This is a genomic window from Pseudomonas nitroreducens, from assembly GCF_010994165.1.
Taxonomy (GTDB): Bacteria; Pseudomonadota; Gammaproteobacteria; order Pseudomonadales; family Pseudomonadaceae; genus Pseudomonas; species Pseudomonas nitroreducens.
Window position 1 is genome coordinate 1492320 of sequence record NZ_WMBX01000001.1, and the last position, 26286, is coordinate 1518605.

Annotated in this window: 25 protein-coding genes, 1 other RNA gene and 1 pseudogene; 13 read left to right on the forward strand and 14 right to left on the reverse strand. The window is 64.8% G+C overall.

Going from position 1 to position 26286, the window contains the following annotated elements; genetic code table 11:
* Positions 1–11: 11 nt before the first annotated feature.
* The 5 genes from smc to GJV37_RS07150 all read left to right on the forward strand — a co-directional run bounded on the left by smc (position 12) and on the right by GJV37_RS07150 (position 7949).
* Positions 12–3500: a chromosome segregation protein SMC gene (gene smc, locus GJV37_RS07130; protein WP_037008768.1), complete on the forward strand. Its 3489-nt coding sequence runs from the start codon at positions 12–14 to the stop codon at positions 3498–3500.
* A 299-nt stretch (positions 3501–3799) separates the two neighbouring features.
* Positions 3800–4690 carry a cell division protein ZipA gene (zipA, locus tag GJV37_RS07135; RefSeq protein ID WP_024763911.1) on the forward strand — a complete coding sequence of 297 codons (891 nt, stop codon included), beginning with the start codon at positions 3800–3802 and terminating at the stop codon, positions 4688–4690.
* 87 nt (positions 4691–4777) lie between these two features.
* Positions 4778–7165 carry an NAD-dependent DNA ligase LigA gene (gene ligA, locus GJV37_RS07140; RefSeq protein WP_193452256.1) on the forward strand — a complete coding sequence of 796 codons (2388 nt, stop codon included), beginning with the start codon at positions 4778–4780 and terminating at the stop codon, positions 7163–7165.
* A 29-nt stretch (positions 7166–7194) separates the two neighbouring features.
* On the forward strand, positions 7195–7497 hold the full coding sequence (locus GJV37_RS07145; protein ID WP_226046604.1) for an HU family DNA-binding protein: 303 nt from the start codon (positions 7195–7197) through the stop codon (positions 7495–7497).
* A 74-nt stretch (positions 7498–7571) separates the two neighbouring features.
* Positions 7572–7949 carry a hypothetical protein gene (locus GJV37_RS07150; protein ID WP_037008766.1) on the forward strand — a complete coding sequence of 126 codons (378 nt, stop codon included), beginning with the start codon at positions 7572–7574 and terminating at the stop codon, positions 7947–7949.
* A gap of 6 nt (positions 7950–7955) precedes the next feature.
* On the opposite strand, the gene GJV37_RS07155 is transcribed toward GJV37_RS07150, so the two are convergent.
* On the reverse strand, positions 7956–8315 hold the full coding sequence (locus GJV37_RS07155) for a type 1 fimbrial protein (protein WP_084357315.1): 360 nt from the start codon (positions 8313–8315) through the stop codon (positions 7956–7958).
* A gap of 219 nt (positions 8316–8534) precedes the next feature.
* Between GJV37_RS07155 and ffs the strand changes: the two genes are divergently transcribed.
* Positions 8535–8631: signal recognition particle sRNA small type (ffs, locus tag GJV37_RS07160), an RNA gene on the forward strand.
* 61 nt (positions 8632–8692) lie between these two features.
* Here ffs and GJV37_RS07165 read toward each other — a convergent pair.
* Positions 8693–9415, reverse strand: coding sequence for a substrate-binding periplasmic protein (locus tag GJV37_RS07165; RefSeq protein WP_024763915.1), 723 nt, complete (start codon positions 9413–9415; stop codon positions 8693–8695).
* 152 nt (positions 9416–9567) lie between these two features.
* On the opposite strand from GJV37_RS07165, the gene dnaX reads away from it, so the two are divergent.
* From dnaX to recR, 3 genes are all read left to right on the forward strand, one after another.
* Entirely contained in the window at positions 9568–11751 is a 2184-nt protein-coding gene (dnaX, locus tag GJV37_RS07170; protein WP_193452257.1) for a DNA polymerase III subunit gamma/tau, read from the forward strand.
* 37 nt (positions 11752–11788) lie between these two features.
* Entirely contained in the window at positions 11789–12115 is a 327-nt protein-coding gene (locus GJV37_RS07175) for a YbaB/EbfC family nucleoid-associated protein (protein WP_017516839.1), read from the forward strand.
* A gap of 127 nt (positions 12116–12242) precedes the next feature.
* Positions 12243–12842: a recombination mediator RecR gene (recR, locus tag GJV37_RS07180; RefSeq protein ID WP_024763918.1), complete on the forward strand. Its 600-nt coding sequence runs from the start codon at positions 12243–12245 to the stop codon at positions 12840–12842.
* 47 nt (positions 12843–12889) lie between these two features.
* Here the strand turns inward: recR and GJV37_RS07185 are convergent, their stop codons facing one another.
* On the reverse strand, positions 12890–13333 hold the full coding sequence (locus GJV37_RS07185; RefSeq protein WP_024763919.1) for a rhodanese-like domain-containing protein: 444 nt from the start codon (positions 13331–13333) through the stop codon (positions 12890–12892).
* 93 nt (positions 13334–13426) lie between these two features.
* Between GJV37_RS07185 and ftrA the strand changes: the two genes are divergently transcribed.
* Complete coding sequence (ftrA, locus tag GJV37_RS07190; protein ID WP_170858451.1) at positions 13427–14395, forward strand: transcriptional regulator FtrA; 969 nt, start codon at positions 13427–13429, stop codon at positions 14393–14395.
* A 75-nt stretch (positions 14396–14470) separates the two neighbouring features.
* Positions 14471–15619, forward strand: a complete 1149-nt coding sequence (locus GJV37_RS07195) for an acyl-CoA dehydrogenase family protein (protein ID WP_065084587.1) — start codon at positions 14471–14473, stop codon at positions 15617–15619.
* 13 nt (positions 15620–15632) lie between these two features.
* On the opposite strand, the gene GJV37_RS07200 is transcribed toward GJV37_RS07195, so the two are convergent.
* From GJV37_RS07200 to GJV37_RS07210, 3 genes and pseudogenes are all read right to left on the reverse strand, one after another.
* Positions 15633–16172 carry a CbrC family protein gene (locus tag GJV37_RS07200; protein ID WP_024763922.1) on the reverse strand — a complete coding sequence of 180 codons (540 nt, stop codon included), beginning with the start codon at positions 16170–16172 and terminating at the stop codon, positions 15633–15635.
* 162 nt (positions 16173–16334) lie between these two features.
* The gene (locus GJV37_RS07205; protein ID WP_037008764.1) at positions 16335–17225 is read right to left on the reverse strand and encodes an SDR family NAD(P)-dependent oxidoreductase; all 891 of its coding nucleotides are present in this window, start codon (positions 17223–17225) and stop codon (positions 16335–16337) included.
* Positions 17222–18813, reverse strand: a pseudogene (locus GJV37_RS07210) (flavin-containing monooxygenase). The gene GJV37_RS07205 and the pseudogene GJV37_RS07210 overlap by 4 nt, the downstream one beginning before the upstream one ends.
* A gap of 76 nt (positions 18814–18889) precedes the next feature.
* Between GJV37_RS07210 and GJV37_RS07215 the strand changes: the two are divergent.
* Positions 18890–19585: a TetR family transcriptional regulator gene (locus GJV37_RS07215; RefSeq protein WP_024763925.1), complete on the forward strand. Its 696-nt coding sequence runs from the start codon at positions 18890–18892 to the stop codon at positions 19583–19585.
* 30 nt (positions 19586–19615) lie between these two features.
* Positions 19616–20011 (forward strand): GFA family protein, encoded by a 396-nt coding sequence (locus GJV37_RS07220; RefSeq protein WP_170858454.1) that lies wholly within the window; start codon positions 19616–19618, stop codon positions 20009–20011.
* Between the two features lie 18 nt (positions 20012–20029).
* On the opposite strand, the gene GJV37_RS07225 is transcribed toward GJV37_RS07220, so the two are convergent.
* The 8 genes from GJV37_RS07225 to anr all read right to left on the reverse strand — a co-directional run bounded on the left by GJV37_RS07225 (position 20030) and on the right by anr (position 26036).
* Positions 20030–20329 (reverse strand): cyd operon YbgE family protein, encoded by a 300-nt coding sequence (locus tag GJV37_RS07225; protein ID WP_024763927.1) that lies wholly within the window; start codon positions 20327–20329, stop codon positions 20030–20032.
* The gene (gene cydX, locus GJV37_RS07230; protein WP_024763928.1) at positions 20316–20423 is read right to left on the reverse strand and encodes a cytochrome bd-I oxidase subunit CydX; all 108 of its coding nucleotides are present in this window, start codon (positions 20421–20423) and stop codon (positions 20316–20318) included. The genes GJV37_RS07225 and cydX overlap by 14 nt, the downstream gene beginning before the upstream one ends.
* A 12-nt stretch (positions 20424–20435) precedes the next feature.
* Complete coding sequence (cydB, locus tag GJV37_RS07235) at positions 20436–21575, reverse strand: cytochrome d ubiquinol oxidase subunit II (protein WP_170858523.1); 1140 nt, start codon at positions 21573–21575, stop codon at positions 20436–20438.
* A 7-nt stretch (positions 21576–21582) separates the two neighbouring features.
* Positions 21583–23160 (reverse strand): cytochrome ubiquinol oxidase subunit I, encoded by a 1578-nt coding sequence (locus GJV37_RS07240; RefSeq protein WP_170858455.1) that lies wholly within the window; start codon positions 23158–23160, stop codon positions 21583–21585.
* Complete coding sequence (gene cydP / locus GJV37_RS07245; protein ID WP_054910523.1) at positions 23157–23363, reverse strand: cytochrome oxidase putative small subunit CydP; 207 nt, start codon at positions 23361–23363, stop codon at positions 23157–23159. The genes GJV37_RS07240 and cydP overlap by 4 nt, the downstream gene beginning before the upstream one ends.
* A 170-nt stretch (positions 23364–23533) precedes the next feature.
* Complete coding sequence (locus GJV37_RS07250) at positions 23534–24364, reverse strand: metal-dependent hydrolase (protein WP_170858456.1); 831 nt, start codon at positions 24362–24364, stop codon at positions 23534–23536.
* Positions 24365–24637: 273 nt separating this feature from the next.
* Entirely contained in the window at positions 24638–25186 is a 549-nt protein-coding gene (locus tag GJV37_RS07255; protein ID WP_024763933.1) for an adenine phosphoribosyltransferase, read from the reverse strand.
* A gap of 115 nt (positions 25187–25301) precedes the next feature.
* Positions 25302–26036, reverse strand: coding sequence for a transcriptional regulator Anr (gene anr / locus GJV37_RS07260; protein ID WP_024763934.1), 735 nt, complete (start codon positions 26034–26036; stop codon positions 25302–25304).
* Positions 26037–26286: the final 250 nt, after the last annotated feature.

Below are 26286 nucleotides of genomic sequence, written 5' to 3' on the forward strand. Positions count from 1 at the left end.
GGGGAGGGCGCATGCGGCTCAAGTGCATCAAGCTGGCGGGCTTCAAGTCCTTCGTCGATCCGACGACGGTCAATTTTCCGAGCAACATGGCGGCGGTGGTTGGCCCCAACGGCTGCGGAAAATCCAACATTATCGACGCCGTTCGCTGGGTGATGGGTGAGAGTTCGGCGAAGAATCTCCGCGGCGAGTCGATGACCGACGTCATCTTCAATGGCTCCAACACCCGCAAGCCGGTGACCCAGGCGTCCATCGAGCTGATCTTCGACAACTCCGACCAGACCCTGCTGGGCGAATACGCCAGCTACGCCGAGATTTCCATTCGCCGCCGCGTGACCCGCGACGGCCAGAACACCTACTTCCTCAACGGCACCAAGTGCCGGCGCCGGGACATCACCGACATCTTCCTCGGCACCGGCCTCGGGCCGCGCAGCTACTCGATCATCGAGCAGGGCATGATCTCCAAGCTGATCGAGGCCAAGCCCGAGGACCTGCGCAACTTCATCGAGGAAGCCGCCGGCATCTCCAAGTACAAGGAGCGCCGCCGCGAAACCGAAAACCGCATCCGCCGCACCCAGGAAAACCTCGCGCGCCTGACCGACCTGCGCGAAGAGCTGGAACGCCAGCTCGAACGTCTGCACCGCCAGGCCCAGTCGGCGGAGAAGTACCAGGAGTTCAAGGCCGAGGAACGTACCCTCAAGGCCCAGCTCGGCGCCCTGCGCTGGCGCGACCTGAACGAGCAGGTCGGGCAGAAGGAAAAGGTGATCGGCGACCAGGAAGTGGCCTTCGAGGCGCTGGTGGCCGAGCAGCGCAGCGCGGACGCCAGCATCGAGCGCCTGCGCGACGGCCACCACGAGCTGTCGGAAACCTTCAACCAGGTGCAGGGCCGCTTCTATTCCGTGGGCGGCGACATCGCCCGCGTCGAGCAGAGCATCCAGCACGGCCAGCAGCGCCTGCGGCAATTGCAGGATGACCTGCGCGAGGCGGAGAAAACCCGCCAGGAAACCGAATCCCACCTGGGCCACGACCGCACGCTGCTGGCCACCCTGGCCGAAGAGCTGGAGCGCCTGGCCCCGGAGCAGGAAATCAGCGCGGCCGCTGCCGAAGAGGCCACCGTTGGCCTGGAAGAGGCCGAGCAGCGCATGCATGACTGGCAGCAGCGCTGGGACGCCTTCAACCAGCAGAGCGCCGAGCCGCGCCGCGAAGCCGAAGTGCAGCAGTCGCGCATCCAGCACCTGGAGCAGAGCCTGGAGCGCCAGGCCGAGCGGCAGCGCCGGCTGAGCGACGAACGCACACAACTGGCGGCTGACCCGGAAGACGCCGCGATCCTCGAACTGGGCGAGCAGGTTGCCGCCATCGAGTTGCTGCTGGAAGAGTCGCAGATCGAAGAGCAGGAACTGGCCGAGCGCCTGGAGCGCGTGCGCCAGTCCCTGCAGGAAAGCACCTCTGCGCAGCACCAGGCGCAGGGCGAGCTGCAACGCCTGAATGGCCGGATCGCCTCGCTGGAAGCCTTGCAGCAGGCCGCGCTCGATCCGGGCGACGGCACTGCGCAGTGGCTGCGCCAACAGGGCCTGGAACAACGCCCGCGCCTCGCCGAAGGGCTGCGTGTGCAGCCGGGCTGGGAGCTGGCGGTGGAAACCGTACTCGGCGCCGACCTGCATGGCGTGCTGCTGGATGATCTGAAGGGGCTGCCGTTCGACGCGCTGGAGAAGGGCGAGCTGCGCCTGCTCGATCTGGCCGCTGGCGCCGTTTCCCGCCCCGGCAGCCTGCTGGACAAGGTCGAGACGAACGTCGACCTGAGCTACTGGCTGGGCCGCGTGCGCCCGGTCGAAACCCTGGATCAGGCGCTGGTCCAGCGCGCTTCGCTGGGCGACGGCGAGAGCCTGGTCAGCCGCGATGGCTACTGGGTCGGCCGCAACTTCCTGCGTGTGCGCCGTGGCGAATCCGCCGATGGTGGCGTGCTGGCGCGTGGGCAGGAGCTGGAGCGCCTCTATGTCGAGCGGGAGACGCTGGAACAGCGCCTCGCCGAGATCGACGAGCAACTGGTGCGCCTGCGTGACGAGCAGCGTCACGCCGAGGAAGGTCGTGACCAGGTGCGCCGCCGCCTGCAGGACGAAGGTCGCCGCCAGGGCGAATTGAAGGCGCAACTGTCCGCGCAGCAGGCCAAGGTCGAGCAGTTGACGTTGCGTCGGCGCCGTCTTGACGAAGAACTGGCCGAACTGGCCGAGCAGCACGCCATCGAGCAGGAGCAACTGGGCGAAGCCCGGCTGAGCCTGCAGGAAGCACTGGACGCCATGGCGGTGGATACCGAGCGCCGCGAGTCGCTGCTCGCCGAACGCGACGGCATGCGCGAGAAACTCGACCGCATCCGCCAGGAGTCGCGCCAGCACAAGGACCAAGCCCATCAGTTGGCTGTGCGCGTTGGTTCCCTGCGTGCCCAGCACGAATCCACCCGCCAGGCGCTGGAGCGCCTGGACAGTCAGGCGGTGCGCCTGGTCGAGCGCTGCGAGCAGCTCAACCTCAACCTGGAGGAAGGCGCCGCTCCGCTGGAAGAATTACGCATGCGCCTGGAAGAGCTGCTCGACCGGCGCATGGCAGTGGAGGACGAACTCAAGCACGCGCGTCTCGCCCTGGAAGATGCCGACCGCCAGTTGCGTGACGCCGAGAAGCGCCGGACCCAGGCCGAGCAGCAGTCGCAATTGCTGCGCGGCCAGCTGGAACAGCAGCGCATGGAGTGGCAGGCCCTGAGCGTGCGGCGCAAGTCGTTGCAGGAGCAGCTCCACGAGGACGGTTACGACCTGCACGGCGTGCTGGGCACGCTGCCTCACGATGCCGCCGAGAAGATCTGGGAAAACCGCTTGGAGGAACTGGCCACGCGCATCGGCCGCCTGGGGCCGATCAACCTCGCGGCCATCGAGGAATACCAGCAGCAATCCGAGCGCAAACGCTACCTCGACGACCAGAACGACGACCTGGTGGAAGCGCTGGACACCCTGGAAAACGTGATCCGCAAGATCGACAAGGAAACCCGCAACCGCTTCAAGGAAACCTTCGACCAGATCAATGCTGGCCTTCAGGCATTGTTCCCCAAGGTTTTCGGCGGCGGTCACGCCTATCTGGAACTTACCGGCGAGGATCTACTCGATACCGGGGTGGCGATCATGGCGAGACCGCCGGGCAAGAAGAACAGCACCATCCATCTTCTGTCCGGTGGCGAGAAGGCCCTGACCGCTCTGGCGCTGGTATTTGCGATCTTCCAGCTGAACCCGGCACCGTTCTGCATGCTCGACGAGGTCGACGCGCCATTGGACGATGCCAACGTCGGCCGTTATGCGCGACTGGTGAAAGAGATGTCGGAGAAAGTGCAGTTCATCTATATCACCCACAACAAGATCGCCATGGAGATGGCCGACCAGTTGATGGGCGTGACCATGCACGAACCGGGTTGTTCGAGGCTGGTGGCGGTGGATGTGGAAGAGGCGGTGGCATTGGCCGAAGCCTGATCGCGCGGCAGAACTTGCAGCAGGCTGGCAAGGTGCCGTGTTGTGTGTCTAAGGTATTGATTTGATTGGGATAGGTCGCATTCTCAAAGCGAAGGTGGGAAGCGCTATGAAAAGTTGCAAAGTGCGCGGCGGAGTGTCGCCATAGACAGTGTAAAGTTATGTGAGAGCGTGTTAGCTTAATGCCCACTTTTGTATCGCGTGGAAAACATCAGTCAGAACATGAAGTTGGCTCCACGTTTTCAAGGGATAGGATGTCCTTTTCTTCATCATCATTTTTTGTTCAGGGGCTACGGGATTAGATGGATATCGGTCTGCGCGAATGGCTGATCGTCATTGGGCTTATCGTGATCGCCGGCATTCTGTTTGACGGCTGGCGTCGCATGCGGGGTGGCAAGGGCAAGTTGCGCTTCAAACTGGATCGCCAGTTTGCCAACCAGCCCGATGACGGGGATGAAAGCACTCCTGAACTGCTCGGGCCTTCCCGGGTGGTCGAACACCGCGAGCCGGAACTGGACGAGGAAGACCTGCCCAAGGTCAGCGCCAAGGAGTCGCGCGGCAAGCGCCGTGGCGAACCGCGCCAGGGCGACCTGAACCTGGACGACCCGGCACCGAACCTGCTCGGCCCGCTGGACGAGGAAGATTTCCCGAACCCGCTGGACGAAGCGCCCCAGGAAAAGCCGAAGAAAGAGCGCAGGAAGGACAAGGAGCGTAGCGCTCCTGCTGCCCCGGCTGCCGCCTCTTCGGCGGCCCAGGCTCCGATCGACGAAGTGCTGATCATCAACGTCATCAGCCGCGACGAGGGTGGCTTCAAGGGGCCTGCGCTGCTGCAGAACATCCTGGAAAGCGGCCTGCGCTACGGCGAGATGGACATCTTCCATCGCCACGAGAGCATGGCTGGCAACGGTGAAGTGCTGTTCTCCATGGCCAACGCGGTCAAGCCGGGCACCTTCGATCTGGACAACATCGACCAGTTCAGCACTCGTGCCGTGAGCTTCTTCCTCGGCCTGCCGGGCCCGCGCCATCCCAAGCAGGCATTCGACGTGATGATCGCCGCCGCCCGCAAGCTGGCCCAGGAGCTCAATGGCGAGCTGAAGGACGAGCAGCGCAGCGTGATGACTGCGCAGACCATCGAGCACTACCGTCAGCGCATCATCGATTTCGAACGACGCGCCCTGACCCAGAAGCGCTAAGCTTTCAGCACGCTGCACAGAAGCCCCAAGCGACCCTTGGGGCTTCGCATTTCTACCTCAAGCAGAAAAAGCCGCCGAGATTCCCGCATGACCGATTCCCAGACCGCTGCCGAACGCATCGCCCAGCTGCGCAGCGAACTCGACGACCATAACTACCGCTATTACGTGCTCGACGAGCCTAGCGTGCCGGACGCCGAGTACGACCGCCTGTTCCGCGAACTGAAGGCGCTGGAAGCCGAGCATCCCCAACTGATTACTCCCGAGTCGCCAACCCAGCGCGTCGGCGGCGCGGCCGCTTCGGCTTTCGGCGAAGTACGCCACGAAGTGCCGATGCTGAGCCTGGGCAACGCCTTCGAGGAGCAGGATCTCATCGATTTCGATCGCCGTGTGCGCGAGGGCCTGGCCGATCAGCTGCCTTCCTCCGATCTGTTCGGCGGCGGAGCCGAGGTGGAATACAGCTGCGAGCCCAAGCTCGATGGCCTGGCGGTCAGCCTGCTGTACGAAAATGGCGTGCTGACCCGCGGTGCCACCCGTGGCGACGGCACCACCGGCGAAGACATCAGCGTCAACGTGCGCACCATCCGCAACGTGCCGCTGCGCCTGAAGGGCGAGGGCTGGCCGGCGATACTGGAAGTGCGTGGTGAAGTGTTCATGTCCAAGGCAGGCTTCGAGGCGCTCAACGAACGGCAGATGGAAGCCGGCGGCAAGACCTTCGCCAACCCGCGCAATGCTGCCGCCGGTAGCCTGCGCCAGCTGGATTCGAAGATCACCGCCAGCCGCCCGCTGGAATTCTGCTGCTACGGCTTTGGCCGGGTCGAGGGCGGCACGCTGCCGGGCACCCAGGTGGAGATCCTTGAGGCCTTGAAGGGCTGGGGTATCCCGATCAGCCGCGAGCTGAAGCTGGCCAAGGGGGTGGAGGGTTGCCGCGCCTATTACGAAGACATCGGGACGCGCCGCGACAGTCTCGCCTACGAAATCGACGGCGTGGTGTTCAAGGTCAACCGCACCGATTTCCAGCGCGAGCTGGGCTTCCGTGCCCGCGAGCCGCGCTGGGCCATCGCCCACAAGTTCCCGGCGCGGGAGGAGCTCACCGAACTCTTGGACGTGGAATTCCAGGTCGGCCGCACCGGCGCAGTGACGCCCGTGGCGCGCCTGAAGCCGGTCCAGGTGGCCGGTGTGACCGTTTCCAATGCCACGCTGCACAACATGGACGAGGTCGCGCGCCTGGGCCTGATGATCGGCGACACCGTGATCATCCGCCGGGCCGGCGACGTGATTCCGCAGGTCATGCAGGTGGTCACCGAGCGCCGCCCGGCAGACGCGCGCCCGGTCGCAATCCCCACCCAGTGCCCGGTATGCGGCTCGCAGGTCGAACGTACTCAGCTGGTGAAGCGCAGCAAGGGCAAGGAGTCGGTCAGCGAGGGGGCCATCTACCGTTGCGTCGGACGACTGTTCTGCCAGGCGCAACTCAAGCAGGCGATCATCCACTTTGTTTCTCGCCGCGCCATGGATATCGACGGCCTCGGCGACAAGATCGTCGAGCAACTGGTGGACAAGGGCCTGGTGAAGTCGCCGGCCGATCTCTACACCCTGACCTTCGAGCAGGTCATCGAGCTGGAGGGTTTCGCTGAAGTCTCCACGCGCAATCTGCTCGCTGCCATTGCCGACAGCCGCAAGCCGGCGCTGGCACGCTTCGTCTTCGCCCTGGGTATCCCGGACGTGGGCGAGGAGACGGCCAAGCTGCTGGCACGCTCCCTGGGCTCGCTGGCGCGCATCCAGAAGGCGCTGCCGGAGGTGCTGACCTACCTACCCGATGTGGGCGGTGAAGTGGCCTATGAGATCCACAATTTCTTCGATGACGAGCACAACCGCAGCGTGATCCAGCAACTGCTGGAGCGTGGCGTCGAGCTGCAGGACGAGGGCGAGGTGTCGGCCGAGTTCGCCGCCGTCGCCACCCTGGCAGGCTTCATCGACAAGCTGAACATTCCCTTCATCGCCGCCACTGGCGCCGAGAAGCTCGCGGACCGCACCGGCAGCCTCGACGCACTGGTTGCCCTCAGCCAGGACTGGCTGGACCTCAGCACCCTGAAAGGAGTGAACGAGAAGGCCAGGCAGTCGGTGCGCGAGTACTTCGCCGATGCCGCCCGCGTCGAGCGTGCCAAGGCCGTCGAGGCACAGCTGGCGGAGTTCGGCATGCACTGGCGCAGCGAGCGCAAGGTCGTCGAAGGCCTGCCGCTGGCGGGCCAGACCTGGGTGCTCACCGGCACGCTGGAGGCCATGAGCCGCGACGTCGCCAAGGAAAAGCTGGAAAGCCTGGGCGCCAAGGTGGCCGGCTCCGTCTCCGCCAAGACCCATTGTGTCGTTGCCGGGCCGGGAGCAGGTTCAAAGTTGGCCAAGGCCCAGGAACTTGGCGTCGCCGTAATGGACGAAGAGCAGCTGATCAAGCTGCTGGCCAACCACGGCATCGGCGCCTGACACGCCTTCCTTCCAATCAAAGAATCAAGATCAACGCATCAAGGAGTCATTCCATGCCCATGACCAAGGACCAACTGGTTCGCGATATTGCCGAATCCCTCGACCTGACCCAGGCCGCCGTGCGCGGCGTGTTCGAGCAACTGGCGCAGATCGCCCAGGACGCCCTGGAGAACGACGGTGAGCTGACCCTGCCGGGTATCGGCAAGCTCAAGGTCAGCGAGCGCGCCGCCCGTACCGGCCGCAATCCGCAGACCGGCAAGACCATCGAGATCGCCGCGAAGAAGGCCGTGCGTCTGGTGCCCGCCAAGGCTCTGGTCGACAGCCTGAACTGATCGGCAGGCCCGTTCGGCCTCTGCGTTGCGATGCAGGACGGGGCGGGCCATTCCATTGGTTGACGGAGAGCGAGATGGACAAGGCAAGAAAGCAGCGCCTGCTCGGCGTAGGGGCACTGGTGCTGTTGTTCGGGGCTTACGTGGCCTGGACCGAGCGCCCGCAGATCGTCCTGCATTACGAGGCGCAGGGTGGTCCGGCGGTCAGCTACAGCTACAAGGAAAACGGCGAGGAAACCCTCGCGGGCGAGATCAAGCCTGGTGAGGCGCGAACCTTCCCGCTGCGCCTGTGGCGTTCCGGGGAATATCGCGTGGCCTTCCAGTTCCACCAGGGCGCGGAGCGCTACTCCACCTTCAGCACCCGTCCGGGCTACAGCAAGATGGACCTGTTCATCGGGCCGAACCTGGAAGTCTCTACCCAGCCCCGGCCCGAGGGCCTGCTGCAGGCGCAGTGAGACCGGTTACAGGTACTCGGCTACCAGCACGAGGTGACGCGTGCCTGCTGGGTCCTTGGCGCGAATCATCCCCGCGACGTTGCCGTTCGGTGTGCTGAGTTTTTCCACTGTGCGACCCTGGCTGTCGGTGAGTCGGTAATGCACCGCTAGCTGATTGCCGCGGGGCTCGTTCAGGTACAGGTCCACCGACTGTTTGCACTGGCTGGCCGTCACCCGGCCGCTGGAGCCGGTGATGTCGCTCACGCCGATCTGGCAGGTAGGCTCGACGACGGCGCCGCGAAAGGTGATGGTGCCGCTGCTGGCTGCCTGCAGCGAGCCGCAGAGGGCAATGGCAAGTAGCGCGGTAGAGTTCACGATCAATCGCATTTGAACACTCCTTGCATGGACGGGGACGCCTCGAGCGGGCGGACTCATCCATTGCTTCGGCCTGTGGCGAGGAAGCTTGAGTGGCCTGGCGGAAAAGCTCCCCGGGCTGCGATGTGGATCAAAGGAAAGAACGTAAGTGCTTGAAGTGCTTGTAACTTGCGCTCAAGCCGCTACAATGGCGCGGCTCGCCGGACTGGCGAGCTCTCGCGATGGTGGCCCTGTCGGTCCCCCCGCAACGATTACTCGCTTACCTGGTCAGGTCCGGAAGGAAGCAGCCAAGGCGGGGACATTGTGTGCCGGGGTGTGGCTGGCGGGGCCGCCTCCATTTCGGAGCCTGGAAAATGGCCCGCCTCGCGGCCTGTCGAGCGCTGCCCGTCTCAGCGGTAGTGATCCAGGATCTGCTCGATCTTCCCCGACGCCTTGATCTTCGCCAGCACCGAGAGCACCTCTTCGGCGCGGACTTCGGGCGCGTCCAGCACCATGCACGACAGCGGGGTCTCCTCGATCACGCTGGCGGTTCTCAGGCGCTCCGCCTCGGGCAGATCACGGTTGAACCAGTTCAGCGCGAACTCGCTGCTGATCGCATATTGATAGCGTCCGATGCGCAGCTTCTTCAGCACCAGCTCCTGGTTGCGCGCGTCGTCGCGGATCAGCCAGTGGCTGTCCAAAAGCGGCTGCAGGCGGGGGTAGTGGTAGCCCAGCACCGTGCCGATGGACTGGCTGGGGAGGGTTTCGAGGTTTTCCGCAGGGGCGTCGCGGACCACCAGCAGGTCGCGCTGCAACATCAGTGGTGCAGTCCAGCGGTAGTCCTTGAACTCGTGCTCGATCCAGGTGCGCGAGACGTAGCAGCGCACGTCCACGGAGTGAGTGAGCAGCGCCTGTTCGATGCGGGCGCGGGGCACGATGTGGAACGCCGGTGTCCGTCCAAGCTCGCGGGCCGTCTCGTTGAACAGCTCGAACAGGATGCCGCCGGTCAGTTCGCCATTTTCGATCTGCGCCAGCGGCATCGCCCAGCTGTCGACCACCGAGAAGCGCAGGGGACGGTCGTCGGCCTGGGCGAGGGTGGCGGTCAGCAGCAGGGCGGTGGCGAGGAAGCGCATCAAGGCTCCGTTGATGGCAGAACGACGACACAATGCCGTGTAGCCCGGCCCTTGCCAAGATGCGACAACGTCCGGTGCGGACATCGAGTGCAATTTACGGTCCGCTTCGCTAGGATTAGCGCACTTCTGCTCACCTGTCGCGATGGATTTCAATGAGTTATCAGGTTCTTGCCCGCAAATGGCGTCCGCGCTCGTTCCGCGAAATGGTCGGCCAGACCCATGTGCTCAAGGCCCTGATCAACGCGCTGGACAATCAGCGCCTGCACCACGCCTACCTGTTCACCGGGACCCGCGGCGTGGGCAAGACCACCATCGCGCGCATCCTGGCCAAGTGCCTGAACTGCGAGACCGGCGTCAGCTCCACTCCGTGCGGACAGTGCTCGGTGTGCCGCGAGATCGATGAGGGCCGTTTCGTCGACCTGATCGAAGTCGACGCCGCCAGCCGCACCAAGGTCGAGGATACCCGCGAGCTGCTCGACAACGTGCAGTACTCGCCGAGCCGCGGCCGCTACAAGGTCTACCTGATCGACGAAGTGCACATGCTCTCCAGCCACAGCTTCAACGCCCTGTTGAAGACCCTGGAGGAGCCGCCGCCCCATGTGAAGTTCCTGCTCGCCACCACCGACCCGCAGAAGCTGCCGGTCACCATCCTCTCGCGCTGCTTGCAGTTCTCCCTGAAGAACATGCCGCCGGAGCGCGTGGTGGAACACCTGACCCACGTGCTGGGCGCCGAGAACGTGCCGTTCGAGGACGATGCGCTATGGCTGCTCGGCCGCGCTGCCGACGGCTCCATGCGTGACGCCATGAGCCTCACCGACCAGGCCATCGCCTTCGGTGAAGGCAAGGTGCTGGCCGCCGATGTGCGTGCCATGCTCGGCACCCTGGATCACGGACAAGTCTACGGCGTGCTTCATGCGCTGCTGGAAGGCGATGCCCGCGCGCTGCTGGAGGCGGTACGCCACTTGGCCGAGCAGGGCCCGGACTGGGGCGGCGTGCTGGCCGAGATACTCAACGTGTTGCACCGCGTGGCCATTGCCCAGGCGCTGCCCGAGGCAGTGGACAACGGCCAGGGCGACCGCGACCGTGTGCTGGCGCTGGCCCAGGCCTTGCCAGCCGAGGACGTGCAGTTCTACTACCAGATGGGCCTGATCGGCCGTCGCGACCTGCCGCTGGCGCCCGATCCCCGCGGCGGCTTCGAGATGGCCCTGTTGCGCATGCTGGCGTTCCGCCCGGCGGATGCCGACGGCGCACCGAGGTCACCACTAAAGGACCTGGGGATCAGCAAGGCCACGGCTGATTCCAACCAGAACCCAGTGGCCGGCGCCGCCGTTGCGGCGCCGGTTGCATCCAGTGCTGCTCCGGCTGTTGCGCCTGCACCGGTAGTGCCGGTTGCTGCGGTTGTGCCTGCTGTTGTCGCGCCTCAGCCTCAGCCGGCTCCGGCTCCGGCTCCGGCTCCGGCTCCGGCTGCGCAAGCCGAACCTGCCGTTGCGCCGACTCCGGTTGTCCAACCTGTGCCTGAGCCGGCTCCGGTGGAGCCGGAAGCCGCCGTGCAACTCGAGCCGACGGCGCCGGCTGCCGAGCCGGAACAAGCCGTCGCCGAGGCGCCGATCGATCTGCCGTGGGACGAACCTGCCGCACCGGTTGCCGCGGCTCCAGCGCCAGTCGAGACTGCTGCACCTGCACCTGCACCTGCACCTGCACCTGCACCTGCACCTGCACCTGCAGTTGCCACGCCGGCACCGGTGGAAGCGCCTGCGCCCAAGGTCGAAGAGCCGGCCCCGATAATCGCCGAAGTTTCGGCCGAGGACGACGACCGCGATGACGAGCCGCCGCCCGCCGAGGACTACTACGAAGTCGACATGGAGTCCTACGGCTACCTCGAGAACGAGGCGCCGCAGGAGCAGGCCGAGCCCGAACCCGAGCCCGCCGCCATGCCGGCAACCGGTCTGGCTGCCGAGTGGCTGGACCTGTTCCCGCGCCTGGGCCTGGCCGGCCTGACGGCCAGCATCGGCGCCAACTGCACGCTGGTCGCCGTCGAGGGCGATACCTGGCACCTGCACCTGGATCCGGGCCAGAGCGCGCTGTTCAACGCGACCCAGCAGCGTCGCCTGAACGATGCGCTGAACCAGTTCCACGGTCGTACGCTGACCCTGCAGGTGACCCAGCAGAAGCCTGAGCAGGAGACCCCGGCCCAGGCCGCCGCGCGCAAGCGTGCCGAGCGCCAGCGCCAGGCCGAGGCGTCGATCGCCGCCGACCCTTATGTGCTACAGATGAAGCAACAGTTCGCCGCGGTCGTCCGCGACGGTACTATCGAACCCCTGGAGGCCAAGGCTTGAGCCTGGGTCGACGACTGAACGAATCGAGGAACTCGACATGATGAAAGGTGGCATGGCCGGCCTGATGAAGCAGGCCCAGCAGATGCAGGAAAAGATGCAGAAGATGCAGGAAGAGCTGGCCAACGCCGAAGTGACCGGTCAATCCGGCGCCGGCCTGGTGAGCGTGGTGATGACCGGTCGCCACGACGTCAAGCGCGTCTCCCTGGATGACAGCCTGATGCAGGAAGACAAGGAAATCCTCGAGGACCTGATCGCCGCCGCGGTGAACGACGCCGTGCGCAAGATCGAGCAGAACAACCAGGAGAAGATGTCCGGCATGACCGCTGGCATGCAATTGCCGCCCGGCTTCAAAATGCCTTTCTAATCCAGGCTCTGCCCCTGTAGGAGCGAGCTTGCTCGCGAACGCTCTTCCGGCCTCTTCGGCCTGGCAGGGTTCGCGAGCAGGCTCGCTCCTACAGTCGTTCTAACCTCCGGAAATTCGAGACCGTCCCATGAGCTTCACGCCGCTGATCCGCCAACTGATCGACGCCCTGCGCACCCTGCCCGGAGTGGGGCAGAAGAGTGCCCAGCGCATGGCGCTGCAGCTGCTGGAGCGTGATCGCAGTGGCGGCCTGCGCCTGGCGCAGGCGCTGACCCAGGCGATGGAAGGCGTTGGCCACTGCAAGCAGTGCCGTACGCTGTCGGAAGACGAGTTCTGCCCGCAGTGCACCGACCCGCGCCGCGATGACAGCCTGCTGTGCGTGGTGGAAGGGCCGCTGGACGTGTTTGCTGTCGAGCAGACCGGTTATCGCGGCCGCTACTTCGTGCTCAAGGGACACCTGTCGCCGCTGGATGGCCTGGGCCCGGAAGCCATCGGCATTCCTGAGCTTGAGGCGCGAATCAAGGCCGGCAGTTTCAGCGAGATCATTCTCGCCACCAACCCCACGGTGGAAGGCGAGGCGACCGCCCACTACATCGCCCAGTTGCTGGGCGGCGGTGACCTGGTGCTGTCGCGCATCGCCCACGGTGTGCCGCTGGGTGGCGAACTGGAACTGGTGGACGGCGGCACGCTGGCCCACGCCCTGGCAGGACGCCGGCCGATCAGCAACTGACAGATTCGAACAAGGCCGGAGAGATTCCGGCCTTGTTGCATTCGGGGTCAGCAGGCGCAGCTGATGCCTTGACTGTCGGCACGCCGCGATTCTTCCACTGCGCCAACCAGCGCCAGCCCCTCGTCCAGCCAGCCAGTCACGCCACCGATCATCTCCTTCACCGGCAGGCCCAGCGCTGCGAGCTTGGCGGCAGCGCGGTGCACGCCGTTGCAGTGCGGGCCTGCGCAGTAGACGACGAACAGGGTACCCGCCGGAAACTGCGCCATGCGTCGTGCGTCGATCTCCCGTGTTGGCAGGTTCAGCGCGCCGGGTACATGGCCATGGGCGAAGGCAGCGGCGTTGCGCACATCGAGCAGGACGAAATCCTGCTCGCCATTCTGCAGGGCGTCGTTCACGTCCGAGCAGTCGGTCTCGAAGGCCAGCCGATGGCTGAAATGGACAAGGGCGTCGGCGGGCAGGGCGGCGGGGAATTGGCTGACGAGGCTGGGCATGACAAGGCTCCTGGGGAAGATGGGACCACTGTATGCAGCCGCGAAAGCCGGCTAAAGTGGCGGCCTGGACAGTGATCGGAAGTTTTCCGCCAAATGCAGCGTGATCCCCTCGCAGTGGCCGTTCTCGCTTACGACGGCCTGTGCACCTTCGAATTCGGCATCGCCGTTGAGATCTTCGGCCTGCCGCGCCCGGAATTCGACTTTGCCTGGTACCGCCACCGCACCGTTGCCGTCGACGCCGGACCGATGCGCGCCATGGGCGGCATCCACGTGCTGGCCGATGGCGGGCTGGAGGCGCTCGAAACGGCTGGCACTATTATCGTGCCGGGCTGGCGGGACCGCGCCGAGGCGCCGTCCGCCGAGCTGGTACAGGCGCTGCGCAAGGCCCACGACCAGGGCGCACGGCTGCTGTCGATCTGCTCGGGCGTCTTCGTCCTGGCAGCCACCGGTTTGCTCGACGGCCAGCGTGCCACCACGCACTGGCGCTATGCCGAGGAGCTGGCCGAACGCTTCCCTGGCATCGAAGTGGATGCGCAAGTGCTCTATGTCGATGCCGGACAGGTGATTACCTCCGCTGGCAGTGCAGCGGGCATCGATGCCTGCCTGCATCTGGTGGCGCGGGATTTCGGCGTACAGGTGGCCAATAACGTGGCTCGCCGGCTGGTCATGTCGCCACAACGCGCTGGCGGCCAGGCGCAGTTCATCCCCGCGCCCGTGGCCCAGGCGCCCCGCCACGATCTCGCCGGGCTGCTGGATTGGGCCCGCCAGCGTCTGGACCGATCCATCTCGGTGGGCGAACTGGCCAGCCGCGTGGCGATGAGCGAGCGCACTTTCCTGCGCCGCTTCAGCGAAGCCACCGGTATGACGCCCAAGGCGTGGTTGCAGCACGAGCGTATGGCGCGAGCCCGTGAACTGCTGGAAGGCAGCACCGACAGCGTTGAGCGAATCGCCGAGCAATGCGGCTTCGGCACCGTGGAGAGCTTCCGCAACGCCTTTCGTGGCGCGGCCGGGGTGGCACCATCGATTTACCGCGAGCGATTCGGGACGGCGTATCTGTCCTAGCCGATGGCGGGTGTCTCGCCTTGTAAACCAAGCAAGCGCTAGGTAAGTTTCACGCAAACCGTCTGGAGCCTTGCCATGTCCGTGTTCACCGAGTACTTCGATGACAGCCACCGCCTGGTCCGCGACAGCGTACGGCGCTTCGTCGAGCGGGAAATCCTGCCCCATGTCGCTGACTGGGAGGAGGCCGAGGAGTTTCCCCGCGAGCTGTACCGCAAGGCCGGCGAGGCGGGCATCCTTGGCATTGGTTATCCGGAAGCGCTTGGCGGCAGCCACGAGGGCGATCTGTTCGCCAAGGTGGCAGCCAGCGAAGAGCTGATGCGCTGCGGCTCCGGTGGGCTGGTGGCGGGGCTGGGCTCGCTGGATATCGGCCTGCCGCCCTTGATCAAGTGGGGCCGCCCGGAGCTGCGTGAACGCATCGCGCCGCAGGTGCTGGCCGGCGAGAAGATCATGGCGCTGGCGGTCACCGAGCCGTCCGGCGGCTCCGACGTGGCCGGCCTGAAGACCCGCGCCGTGCGTGATGGCGACCACTACCGCGTGAGCGGCAGCAAGACCTTCATCACCAGCGGCGTGCGTGCCGACTACTACACCGTGGCCGTCCGCACTGGCGGCGACGGCTTTGGTGGCGTCAGCCTGCTGCTGGTGGAGAAGGGCGCTCCCGGCTTCACGGTCAGCCGCAAGCTGAAGAAAATGGGTTGGTGGGCATCGGACACCGCCGAACTGTTCTTCGACGACTGCAAGGTGCCGGCGGAAAACCTGATCGGCGCCGAGAACATGGGCTTCGCCTGCATCATGGCGAACTTCCAGAGCGAGCGCCTGGCGCTGGCGATCATGGCCAACATGACTGCGCAACTCGCCCTGGACGAAGCGCTGGCGTGGTGCCGCGAGCGCGAGGCGTTCGGCAAGCCGATCGGCAAGTTCCAGGTGCTCAAGCATCGCTTGGCGGAAATGGCCACTCAGGTCGAAGTGTCCCGAGAGTTCACCTATCGGCAGGCGGCGAAGATGGCGGTGGGCAAGAGCGTGATCAAGGAAATCTCCATGGCCAAGAACTTCGCCACCGACATCGCCGACCGGGTGACCTACGACGCGGTGCAGGTGCTGGGCGGCATGGGCTACATGCGCGAGAGCCTGGTGGAGCGGCTGTACCGCGACAACCGCATCCTCTCCATCGGTGGCGGCACGCGGGAGATCATGAACGAGATCATCGCCAAGCAGATGGGGCTTTGAGATGCCCTGGGGTTCAGGTGAAGTCCATCCCGTAGCGCGTCTTGCCGCAATGCAGGCAGCGGAAGTGATAGATCGCCGGGTTGCCCGCTGGCTCGTAGTGCTCGATCACCTGTAGCCAGGTTTTTTCCGGCCAGCCGAAGTCGGCGAAGTGCCCGGCCAGCTCGGCGGCGCCGAGGGCGATGATGTCCTCCCGCCTGGCGTCGCCGTGGAAGGCGCAGGCGTCGCCGCAGCAGTTCAGCCAATGCTCTTGCTGCCAGGAGGCGAACCCCGGCGTGCGTTCGCAGACTTCGCGCACCACGGCATCGGGTACTCCGGCGTCCAACAGCGGGTAGTCATCGGCGAAACTGGCCTCGAAACGCTCTGCAGCGCTGCCGTCGGCGATGCACCAGGGACACAGGCAGTTTTCCGGCAGGTCGTGTCGGGTGTACACCGAGGCGGTGTAGACGTAGCCGCGCTTTTGGCCGCAACACCGGCAGGTTTCTGCCGAGGCCACCACGCTGCCGGTGGAAAGCGGTTCGGGGTGGTAGCGGAAGGTGGGCAGTGTCTGGCTCATGGTCGTCATCCCTGGTGTTATTGCCTGGCAGCGGCTAGCCAGTATAAACAGCGGTTAGTGGATGACAGCCCGACTCGACAATTGAAAAAAACGGCGCCCATCCGGGGGTAAGGGGGATGGGCGCCGGTCCGACAGGGAAAAGGGATTCGTTGCGGCAGAGCCTTACTTGGCCTCGTAGCCCTCGGCGGCTGACTTGCGCTTGGGTTTCGGAGCGAAGCGCTTGGCCAGCTTCATGCTGCCGGTGACCACCTTCTGATACCAGACCGGCAGCAGGCGCAACATCACATCGATGGCGTGGGCGTCCGGGCCGATCAGGATGCGCCGCGAATCACGCTCCACGCCGCGAATGATCACCTGCGCAGCTTTCTGCGGCGTAGTGCGCAGCAACTGGTCGTTGAACTGGGTACGCGCAGCTTCCGCGTTCTGCCCGGTGACCTTGACCATGCTGTCGTTCATCCGCGCGGTCTTGGCGATATTGGTCTTGATGCCGCCGGGGTGAACACAGCTGGCCGAAACGCCTGCGCGCTCCATGTCCAGCTCCTGGCGCAGCGATTCGGTGAAACCGCGTACGGCGAACTTGGTGGCGTTGTAGGCGCTCATACCCGGCTGGGAGAACAGCCCGAACACGCTGGAAACGTTGACGATGTGGCCGTCTCCGGATGCCTTCAGGTGCGGCAGGAAGGCCTTGGTGCCGTAGACCACGCCCCAGAAGTTGATGTTGGTGATCCACTCGTACTCTTCATAGTCGCTGGCTTCCACGGTGCCGGCGTGGGCGACGCCGGCGTTGTTGAACACCAGGTTGACCTTGCCGTGCTCGCGGGCGGCCTTGTCGGCCCAGGCATGCACCTGCTCGCGGTCGGCGACGTTCACGGTGTCGATGGACACGCGCACGCCGGTGGAGGAGAGCAACTGGCGGGTTTCCTCGAGGCCTGCGGCATTCACGTCCGCCAGAGCCAGGTGGCAGCCGCGGGAGGCCAGTTCGATGGCCAGGGCGCGACCGATGCCCGAACCCGCGCCGGTGATCGCGGCGACCTTGTTCTCGAAGTTCTTCATGCCGGCACCTCTTCTGCGTGGCGTTGGGGTTGGACGACAGGGCTGGGCAGCGGCTTGGACTTCAAATGATAGGCGCTGGGATCGAATTGGCTGGTCAGCGCGCGGAAGCGCCAGGTGAAGCCCGGCCACAGGGTGCAGTTGCGCCCGCTCACCGGGTGCAGGTACCAGCTCTTGCAGCCGCCGGTGTTCCACACGCTGTGGTTGAGGCCGCGCTGCAGCTTGGCGTTCCACTGGTCCTGGACGTCGCTCTTGACCTCCACGCTCTGCAGCTCGCGGCGGTCCATCAGCTTGATGGCGCCCAGCACGTAGGTGATCTGCGACTCGATCATGTAGACCATGGAGTTGTGGCCCAGACCGGTGTTCGGGCCCATGAGGAAGAACAGGTTGGGGAAGCCGCGGGTCATGGTGCCCTTGTAGGCTTCCGGGCCGTTCTTCCAGGTATCGAGCAGGTCCACGCCGTCCTTGCCGAATACCACGCCACGCGGGATCGGATCGTTGGCGGTGAAGCCGGTACCGAAGATGATGGCGTCCACCTGCCGCTCGCGTCCGTCGGCGGTGATGATGCTGCTGGCCTTGATCTCGCGGATGCCGTCGACGATCACCGAGGAGTTGGAGGCGGCCAGCGCCGGGTAGTAGTTGTGCGACATGAGCACGCGCTTGCAGCCGATGGTGTAGTCCGGGGTCAGCTTGCGGCGCAGGTCCGGGTCCTTGACCTGCTGGCGGATGAAGCGTTCGGCCAGCCTGCCCACCAGTTTCATCGCCCAGGGCGCGAAGGTGAAGCCCAGCACACGGCCTTCTAGCATGCTGTAGAGGGCGCCGCGCCAGAGCTTCTGTACCGCCGGGAAGTGACGGAAGCGCGCGCGCTCCTTCTCGCTGATGGCACGGTCCGGCTTGGGCAGGATCCACGGTGCGGTGCGCTGGTAGAGATCGAGCTTGGCCACCAGCGGCTGGATTTCCGGGACGAACTGGATGGCTGAGGCGCCGGTGCCGATCACCGCCACACGCTTGCCCTTGAGGTCGTAGTCATGGTCCCACTGCTGCGAGTGGAAGGCCTTGCCCTGGAAATTCTCCAGGCCCTTGAGCGCCGGGATAGAGGGAATCGACAGGGCGCCCATGCCCGAGACCACGGCCTTGGCGGTGTAGTGGTTGCCGGCGGTGTCGAACAGGTGCCAGAGCTGCTGCTCATCGCTCCACTCGAAACGCGCCATCTCGGTGTTGAGCAGCGTCTTGTCTTCCAGTCGGTACTTCTTCCAGCAGTTCTCCAGGTAGGCGCGGATCTCCGGCTGGCGGGCGAACATGCGCGTCCAGTCCGGGTTCGGCTCGAAAGAGAAGGAGTAGACGTGGGATTGCACGTCACAGGCGCAGCCCGGGTAGTTGTTGACCCGCCAGGTGCCGCCGACGCCGGCATCCTTTTCGAACAGCAGGAAATCGTTCTCGCCTTCCTGCTTCAGGCGGATCGCCATGCCCAGCCCGGAAAACCCGGTGCCGATGATGGCGACCTTGCAATGTCTGGGGGCAGTCTTTGGTTGGGTACTCACAACCGTACTCATGGCCATGCTCCTGTTATGATTATTGCTGGCGTATACAACTGTCTACGTGATGGAATGTAGACATCTGTATACTTCAGGAACAACCAACCTTAGATGGGGTCGGCCGCCAGACACATGGAAATCGAACAGGAAGAACGGCCAACGCAGGCCGCCGGCAAGCGCGCACTGATCGACGCGGCGCTGCGCCTGGCGGCCAGCCGGCGCAGCCTGAGCAGCCTCGGGCTGCGGGAACTGGCGCGGGAAGCGGGGTTGAACCCGAACACCTTCTACCGGCATTTCAGCGACGTGGACGACCTGGGCCTGGCGATCATCCGCGACATCGCTACCCAGTTGCGCCAGCCGTTGCGCGACCTGCGCCGTGAGGCGGCCGAGCGCGCGCTATCGGGGGCGAGCGCGGCCAGTGTACCGTTCGGCCTGGACCTGGAGCGCGGCCAGCGCGTCACCCGGGAGACTGTGCGGCTGTTCTTTGATTTCGTCGAGCGCAACCCGCAGGCTTTCATCATCGGCGTGCGCGAGTTGCACGGGCCGTCGCCGGTACTGCGTGAAGCACTGGCGCGGGTGATGGACGAATTCGGCGAGGACATGGCCGAGGACATCCGCCAATTCCATCTGCTACCGGACGTCGAGGTGGGTGAACTGGACCAGCTGTCGCGGCTGATCAGCCGGCAGCTGTTCCAGCAGTCGCTGGACTACCTGGAGCGTCCGCCGGAGTTGCGCGAGGAGGTCTGCGCCCTGGCCCAGCGACAAATCCTGTTGCTCTTCACCGGTGTCGCGGTCCTGCAGACCCTGGGAATGTTGGATAGGCTCTGAGTCTGCTTAGACTGTCACGGGAGCCTCACCATGTTGCCTTTTCCCCTCTTCGGCGGCTGCGCCTGCGGCGCGGTGCGCTACCGCGTGGATGCGCAACCGGAGGAAACCGGCTATTGCCACTGCCGCATCTGCCAGAAGGCCAATGCCGCGCCGGCTGTTCCGTGGGCGGTGATTCCGCTGACGGGGTTTGCCTACACCGCCGGCGAACTCGGCCTGTGGCGCTCCAGTGAAGACGGCGAGCGGCGCTTCTGCGTGAAGTGCGGTACGCCCATGGAGTTCCGCGTGCGTGACGGTGAAACGGTAGGGCTGAACATCGTCACCCTGGACGAGCCGGAGCGGATCGAGCCGCAGTGCCACGTATGGTGTTCGTCGCAACTGTCTTGGTTCGACACGGTCGATGACTTGCCGCGGCGCTCCGAGGGCTGAAATGAGCCCGTCGTGGTTCTACAGACCCAATTGCGCCTTGAGCAGGAGCGCGTAGCCCAGCGCCATCAGTGCCCAGCCGCACAGCGGCCCGAACACCCAGCGCCAGGGCAGGCCGCGTGGGTCGAAGCCCACCCCGTGGACGAAACCGGCGCTGACCCCGAGCATCGCCAGCATCAGCAGGCCATGGCTGTAGCGGCCCTGGGTGTCGAGCATGGCGGCGGGATGGATCAGCAGGACCAGCGCCAGGGGAATCGCCAGCAGCAGTGACAAGGTGCGGCTGGCGGGGTGGCGCAGGAAGGCTGCGTCAGTCGTCGTCACTGTCCAGATCCTGGGTGGTTTCCAGCCACAGCGCATTGATGATGCCGAAGCTGCAGGCCAGCAGGACGCCGAGTATCCAGGTGAAGTACCACATGCGGTTGCTCCTTCAGTAGAGGCCGTGGGAGTTGGCTTCGATGTGCTTGCGGTTCAGACGGCCCCACATCTTCACGTAGCCCCACAGCGTGTAGCAGAGGATCAGCGGCACGAAGATGCAGGCCACGACGAACATGATGCCCAGGGTCTTGTGGCTGGAAACCGCGTCCCACATCGTGAGGCTCGCCGCCGGGTTCTCGCTGGAGGGGAAGACGAAGGGGAACAGCGCGAAGCCTGCCGTGCACAGGGTGCCGATGATCGCCAGGGCGCTGCCCAGGAAGGTCAGGCCGCCGCGCCCGCCGCTGGCCGCGGCCAGGGCCAGCAGGCCGCCGAGGATGCCGACGATGGGGGCGGCGATGGTTGCGGGGTAGGCGTGGTAGTTGGCCAGCCAGCCGGCGTTGGACAGCGCAACTTCCTTGTTCAACGGGTTCAGTACCGCATTGCCGTCGATGCTCGAGAGCAGGGCGAAGCCGTTCATGCCCAGGCTGACCCAGGCACCGGCAGCGATGAAGCTCAGCAGGTAGACCAGTGCGCACAACTGCGCGGCCCGCCTGGAGCGCTCAGCCAGTTCTCCGTCGGTGCGCAGCATCAGCCAGGCGCCGCCGTGCAGGCAGAGCATGCTCAGGCTGACCACTCCGGCGAGCAGGGCAAAGGGGTTGAGCAGGGCGAAGAAGCTGCCGTGGTAGGACGGCCGCATCATCTCATCGAGGCTGAAAGGCAGGCCCTGGAACAGGTTGCCGAAGGCCACGCCGAACACCAGCGCCGGGACGAAGCCACCGACGAACAGCGCCCAGTCCCAGACCGCACGCCAGCGCTGGTTTTCCAGTTTGCTGCGGTAGTCGAAACCGACGGGGCGGCAGAACAGGGCGAAGAGCACCAGCAGCATCGCCCAGTACAACCCGGAGAACGCGGTGGCATAGACCATCGGCCAGGCGGCGAACAGGGCGCCGCCGGCGGTGATGAACCAGACCTGGTTGCCGTCCCAGTGCGGGGCGATGGTGTTGATCGCCACCCGTCGTTCGCTGTCGGTCTTCGCCACGAAGGGCATCAGTGCCATGGCGCCCATGTCGAAGCCATCGGTGAGGGCGAAACCGATCAGCAGCACACCGATCAGCACCCACCAGGTCAGTTTCAGCGTTTCGTAGTCCATGATCGTCTCCTTACGCCGTGGCCGCGCCGCTGGCGGCATGGCCCTGCTCGAAGTGGTAACGGCCGGTGTGCAGGCTCGATGGGCCGAGGCGGGCGAACTTGATCATCAGGTACATCTCCACCACCAGCAGCAGGCTGTAGAAGGCGATCAACGCCAGCAGCGAGCCCCAGACATCGCCGGTGCTGAGGCTGGAAGCGGACAGGTGCACCGGCAGTACCTCACCGATGGACCAGGGCTGGCGGCCGTGTTCGGCGACATACCAGCCGGTCTGCGCGGCCAGCCAGGGCAGTGGCAGGCTCCACAGCGCCCATTTGAGCAGCCAGCGCTTGCGCTCCTCGTTCTTGCGCGCCGAGGCATAGAACGCACAGGCGAACAGAGCGAGCATGAGGAACCCGCAGCCGACCATGATGCGGAAGCTGAAGAACAGGGTGAACACATCGGGGATGGTGTCGAGGGTGGCCAGGCGAATCTGCTCTTCGGTCGCGTCCACCACCTCGGGCGTGTACTTCTTCAGCAGCAGACCGTAGCCGAGGTCGTTCTTCACCTGATTGAACTGCGCCAGGGTAGCCTCGGATTTGTCACCGCCGCGCAGCTTCTGCAGCAGGGCATAGGCGGTCATGCCGTGACGGATGCGCGCCTCGTGCTGCGCCAGCAGGTCCTTGATCCCGGTGACCTCCTTGTCCAGTGAGCGAGTGGCGATCAGGCCGAGCACATAGGGGATCTTGATCGCATAGTCGGTGCGCTGCTGCTCCTGGTTGGGCAGGCCGATGAGCGTGAAACCGGCGGGGGCAGGATGGGTTTCCCATTCCGCCTCGATGGCGGCCAGCTTGGTCTTCTGCACGTCGCCGATCTCATAGCCCGACTCGTCGCCAAGGATGATCACCGAGAGGATCGAGGCCAGGCCGAAGGCCGAGGCGATGGCGAAGGAGCGCCGGGCGAAGCCCTGGTCGCGCTTTTTCAGCAGGTAGTAGCTGGAGATGGCGAGGACGAAGATCGCCCCGGTGACGTAGCCGGCGGCGACGGTATGGACGAACTTGACCTGGGCCACCGGGTTGAACAGCAGCGCACCGAAGTCGGTGAGCTCCATGCGCATGGTCTGGAAGTTGAACTCCGCGCCCACCGGGTTCTGCATCCAGCCATTGGCGATCAGGATCCACAGCGCCGAAAGGTTCGAGCCCAACGCCACCAGCCAGGTCACCGACAGGTGCTGGACCTTCGACAGGCGGTCCCAGCCGAAGAAGAACAGGCCGATGAAGGTCGATTCGAGGAAGAAGGCCATCAGGCCTTCGATGGCCAGCGGCGCGCCGAAGATGTCACCGACGTAGTGGGAGTAGTAGGCCCAGTTGGTGCCGAACTGGAACTCCATGGTCAGCCCGGTGGTGACCCCCAGGGCGAAGTTGATGCCGAACAGCTTGCCCCAGAACTGGGTCATGTCCTTGTACACCTGCTTGCCGGTCATCACGTAGACCGACTCCATGATCGCCAGCAGGAAGGCCAGGCCGAGGGTCAGCGGCACGAACAGGAAATGGTACATGGCGGTCATCGCGAACTGCAGGCGCGACAGGTCTACGACGGCTTCGGAAATCATCGGGCGCTCTCCTTCTCGGCGTCGCTCGGGCGGCTGTCGCCGAGCAGGTGCTGGCTGGTGACGCGGGAGCCGTCATCGGGGACGGTAGGCTGGTCGAACCAGACGGCCTTGATGACCAGTAGCAGGGTCAGCTTGATCAGCAGGATGAGGGTCAGCTCACGGACGAGCGGAACCTTCCAAGGGGAGGGGGCTTGGTGGGGCATCTAACCTCCTTGGCTCGCAATTCGTGACATGGTTCTGCATGAGCTGCGCGTTCCATTGGACTCCGGAAACCCTGCTCAGTGTAGTGACTGGTTGTCGCGGTGCGCGGTGAAAATGAAAAACGCCAGGCGATGCCTGGCGTTTTTCGACGTTGAGCGAGGTTTGGCGGTGATCAGCCGGCGAAGTCCAGCTGCTCTTTCCAGCGGGTTTCCAGCGCCTTGGTATCGTGGTCGAAGGGGTGGAAGCCGGGGCGGAAGTAGTCCAGCCAGGGGCGGATCAGGTTGACGAAGTAGCCGCGGCGCGGGTGCAGCAGCACGCCCAGGCCATGCTTCCAGCTGCGCCAGTTGAACAGCTGGCCATCGCGGCGCAGCAGGTTGATCTGGAAGCCGGCGATGACGCTGAGGAAGATCACGGTGGTCAGCAGCATCACCGCGGTGCGGGTGAAGTAGCCGCCGTAGACCTGCTGGTAGACATCGTAGGCCACCGCCTTGTGTTCATTCTCCTCGACGGCATGCCACATCCACAGCTTGTACATCTTGTCCGACTTCATCTGGCCGCTCAGGTCTTCGCGCTTGAGCAGTTGTTCGGCCATGGTCGCGGTGAAGTGTTCGAGGGCGCAGGTGATCGCCAGCTGATGCTTCTTGGTGGTGATCTTGCTGATCGATTCGAGCAGCACCTTGATGCGCAGTTCCAGGGTTTCCAGGTCGATGCCGTGCTCGTCGGCGTATTCGTTGTAGGCCGCGTGCTCCTTGGAGTGCATGGCCTCCTGGCCGATGAAGGCGCTGACGTCCTTCTGCAGCTGCGGGTCCTGGATGCGCTCGCGCACCGCACGCACGCTGTCGACGAAGAACTTCTCGCCGTAGGGGAACAGCGAAGACAGGTTGTTCATGAAGTGGGTCATGAAGGGCTGCCCGTCCCACCAGTACTTCGGGGTTTCACTGAAGGTGAAATCCATGCGGCGGACCGGGAAGTTGGCGCGGATCGACGTGGTACTGGCGTTCATGACTAACTCCTTGTTGTTGTGCGGGCGGGAGCGAGGTGCGTGGCAGGTACGGCACTCAGGCAAGCCCTGTCGTTAGTTCGCGATGCCACCTTCGAATGTGTCATCGGTTGATGTCATGTTCGGAGTCTTGTCGGACAATCGCCAGGTCATTTCCGGCCGCGGCAGGGTCGAATCAGGCCAAAGCGGTCATCACCAGCCATTGGATGGGGCGCCCGTGCGAAGGCCGGAAACGAAAACGGGCGCCGTAGCGCCCGCTCTCGGAAACAGCGCCGATCAGGCTTCGTCGAGGGCGAAGGCGGTCAGGCTGTAGGTGGAAATCTGCGCGTCGTTGAGCTTGGTCGAACCGCCCAGTTCCGGCAGGTCGATGATCGCAGCGGCCTCGAACACGCTGGCGCCCATGCGGCGTACCAGTTGCGCGGCGGCCAGCAGGGTGCCGCCGGTGGCGATCAGGTCATCGAAGATCAGCACGCTGTCGCCTTCGCACAGGCTGTCGGCGTGGACTTCCAGCAGGGCCTCGCCGTACTCGGTCTCGTAGGCCTGGGCCAGTACGTCGGCCGGCAGCTTGCCGCGCTTGCGGAACAGCACCAGAGGCTTGTTCAGTTCGTAGGCGATGATCGAACCGATCAGGAAGCCGCGCGCATCCATGGCGCCGATGTGGGTGAAGTCGGCCTCGACGTAGCGCTGGATAAAGCTGTCGGCGACGAAGCGCAGGGCTCGCGGCGACTGGAACAGCGGGGTGATGTCGCGGAACATGACGCCGGGCTTGGGAAAGTCGGGAACGGCACGGATCACGGACTTCAGGTCGAGTGGGTTGAGGATCATGCTGGATGTGCACCTGATGCGGTTTTTGCAGAGGCCAAAGTATAACGGGCCCGCCGTGTGGCGAGCCCGTTTTCGATGACCGGAAAGTCAACCGGACGGTCAGCTTTCAGGTAGATCAGCTTTCCAGTTGGCCACCTGCCAGTGCGCACAGCTCGATGGAGTCGAGGATGTGCACTTCCTTGCCTTCGGCGGCGATCAGGCCGTTCTGCTGGAAGCGGGTGAACACGCGGGAGACGGTTTCCACCGCCAGGCCCAGGTAGTTGCCGATTTCGTTGCGCGACATGGCCAGGCGGAACTGCTGGGCCGAGAAGCCACGGGCGCGGAAGCGCGCGGAGAGGTTCACCAGGAAGGTGGCGATGCGCTCGTCGGCGGTCTTCTTCGACAGCAGCATCATCATCTGCTGGTCATCGCGGATTTCCCGGCTCATCACCCGCAGCAGCTGGCGGCGCAGTTGCGGCAGCTGCTCGGAGAGTTCGTCCAGGCGTTCGAAGGGGATTTCGCACACCGAGGTGGTTTCCAGGGCCTGGGCCGATACCGGGTAGCTCTCGGTGTCCATGCCGGACAGGCCGACCAGCTCGCTGGGCAGGTGGAAGCCGGTGATCTGCTCTTCGCCGCCGTCGGTGATGCTGAAGGTTTTCAGCGCACCGGAACGCACGGCGAAGACGGAACCGAAGGCATCGCCCTGGCGGAACAGGAACTCGCCTTTCTTCAGGGGGCGGCCGCGCTTGACGATCTCATCGAGGGCGTCCATGTCGCTGTGGTTCAGCGACAGGGGCAGGCAGAGGGGAGCCAGGCTGCAATCCTTGCAGTGCGCCTGTGGCAGTGCGCGCACTTTGATGGTTTCGGCCATGAGTGTTCCTTGAATGGGATGGCACACAAAAACCAAGGGTACCGCAGACTGCAAGTCGCGCGCCAGTTGGCGACCTGTCTGAATCGCTGGTTCCAGCGACGGGGATGAGGAAGTGCGGCGGGGTATCGGGGCTTGAATCCTTTCGAAAAGTACTAGGGCAGGGCTGTTCCTACACCCTCGGACGACCGACATATCCTGTATCAATGGGTGCGACAGTTGGTCTCGCACCGTCGGTCGTCTGCGCGGAACT

Coding starts and splice junctions, on each gene's coding strand:
- GJV37_RS07185 (WP_024763919.1), bottom strand. CDS start 13,333: ATGCCCAGCCTCGTCAGCCAATTCCCCGCCGCCCTGCCCGCCGACGCC.
- anr (WP_024763934.1), bottom strand. CDS start 26,036: ATGGCCGAAACCATCAAAGTGCGCGCACTGCCACAGGCGCACTGCAAG.
- GJV37_RS07195 (WP_065084587.1), top strand. CDS start 14,471: ATGTCCGTGTTCACCGAGTACTTCGATGACAGCCACCGCCTGGTCCGC.
- GJV37_RS07240 (WP_170858455.1), bottom strand. CDS start 23,160: ATGATTTCCGAAGCCGTCGTAGACCTGTCGCGCCTGCAGTTCGCGATG.
- zipA (WP_024763911.1), top strand. CDS start 3,800: ATGGATATCGGTCTGCGCGAATGGCTGATCGTCATTGGGCTTATCGTG.
- GJV37_RS07175 (WP_017516839.1), top strand. CDS start 11,789: ATGATGAAAGGTGGCATGGCCGGCCTGATGAAGCAGGCCCAGCAGATG.
- smc (WP_037008768.1), top strand. CDS start 12: ATGCGGCTCAAGTGCATCAAGCTGGCGGGCTTCAAGTCCTTCGTCGAT.
- GJV37_RS07200 (WP_024763922.1), bottom strand. CDS start 16,172: ATGAGCCAGACACTGCCCACCTTCCGCTACCACCCCGAACCGCTTTCC.
- GJV37_RS07220 (WP_170858454.1), top strand. CDS start 19,616: ATGTTGCCTTTTCCCCTCTTCGGCGGCTGCGCCTGCGGCGCGGTGCGC.
- GJV37_RS07150 (WP_037008766.1), top strand. CDS start 7,572: ATGGACAAGGCAAGAAAGCAGCGCCTGCTCGGCGTAGGGGCACTGGTG.
- cydX (WP_024763928.1), bottom strand. CDS start 20,423: ATGTGGTACTTCACCTGGATACTCGGCGTCCTGCTGGCCTGCAGCTTC.
- cydP (WP_054910523.1), bottom strand. CDS start 23,363: ATGCCCCACCAAGCCCCCTCCCCTTGGAAGGTTCCGCTCGTCCGTGAG.
- ligA (WP_193452256.1), top strand. CDS start 4,778: ATGACCGATTCCCAGACCGCTGCCGAACGCATCGCCCAGCTGCGCAGC.
- GJV37_RS07165 (WP_024763915.1), bottom strand. CDS start 9,415: ATGCGCTTCCTCGCCACCGCCCTGCTGCTGACCGCCACCCTCGCCCAG.
- GJV37_RS07255 (WP_024763933.1), bottom strand. CDS start 25,186: ATGATCCTCAACCCACTCGACCTGAAGTCCGTGATCCGTGCCGTTCCC.
- GJV37_RS07155 (WP_084357315.1), bottom strand. CDS start 8,315: ATGCGATTGATCGTGAACTCTACCGCGCTACTTGCCATTGCCCTCTGC.
- GJV37_RS07205 (WP_037008764.1), bottom strand. CDS start 17,225: ATGAAGAACTTCGAGAACAAGGTCGCCGCGATCACCGGCGCGGGTTCG.
- ftrA (WP_170858451.1), top strand. CDS start 13,427: ATGCAGCGTGATCCCCTCGCAGTGGCCGTTCTCGCTTACGACGGCCTG.
- dnaX (WP_193452257.1), top strand. CDS start 9,568: ATGAGTTATCAGGTTCTTGCCCGCAAATGGCGTCCGCGCTCGTTCCGC.
- recR (WP_024763918.1), top strand. CDS start 12,243: ATGAGCTTCACGCCGCTGATCCGCCAACTGATCGACGCCCTGCGCACC.
- GJV37_RS07215 (WP_024763925.1), top strand. CDS start 18,890: ATGGAAATCGAACAGGAAGAACGGCCAACGCAGGCCGCCGGCAAGCGC.
- GJV37_RS07250 (WP_170858456.1), bottom strand. CDS start 24,364: ATGAACGCCAGTACCACGTCGATCCGCGCCAACTTCCCGGTCCGCCGC.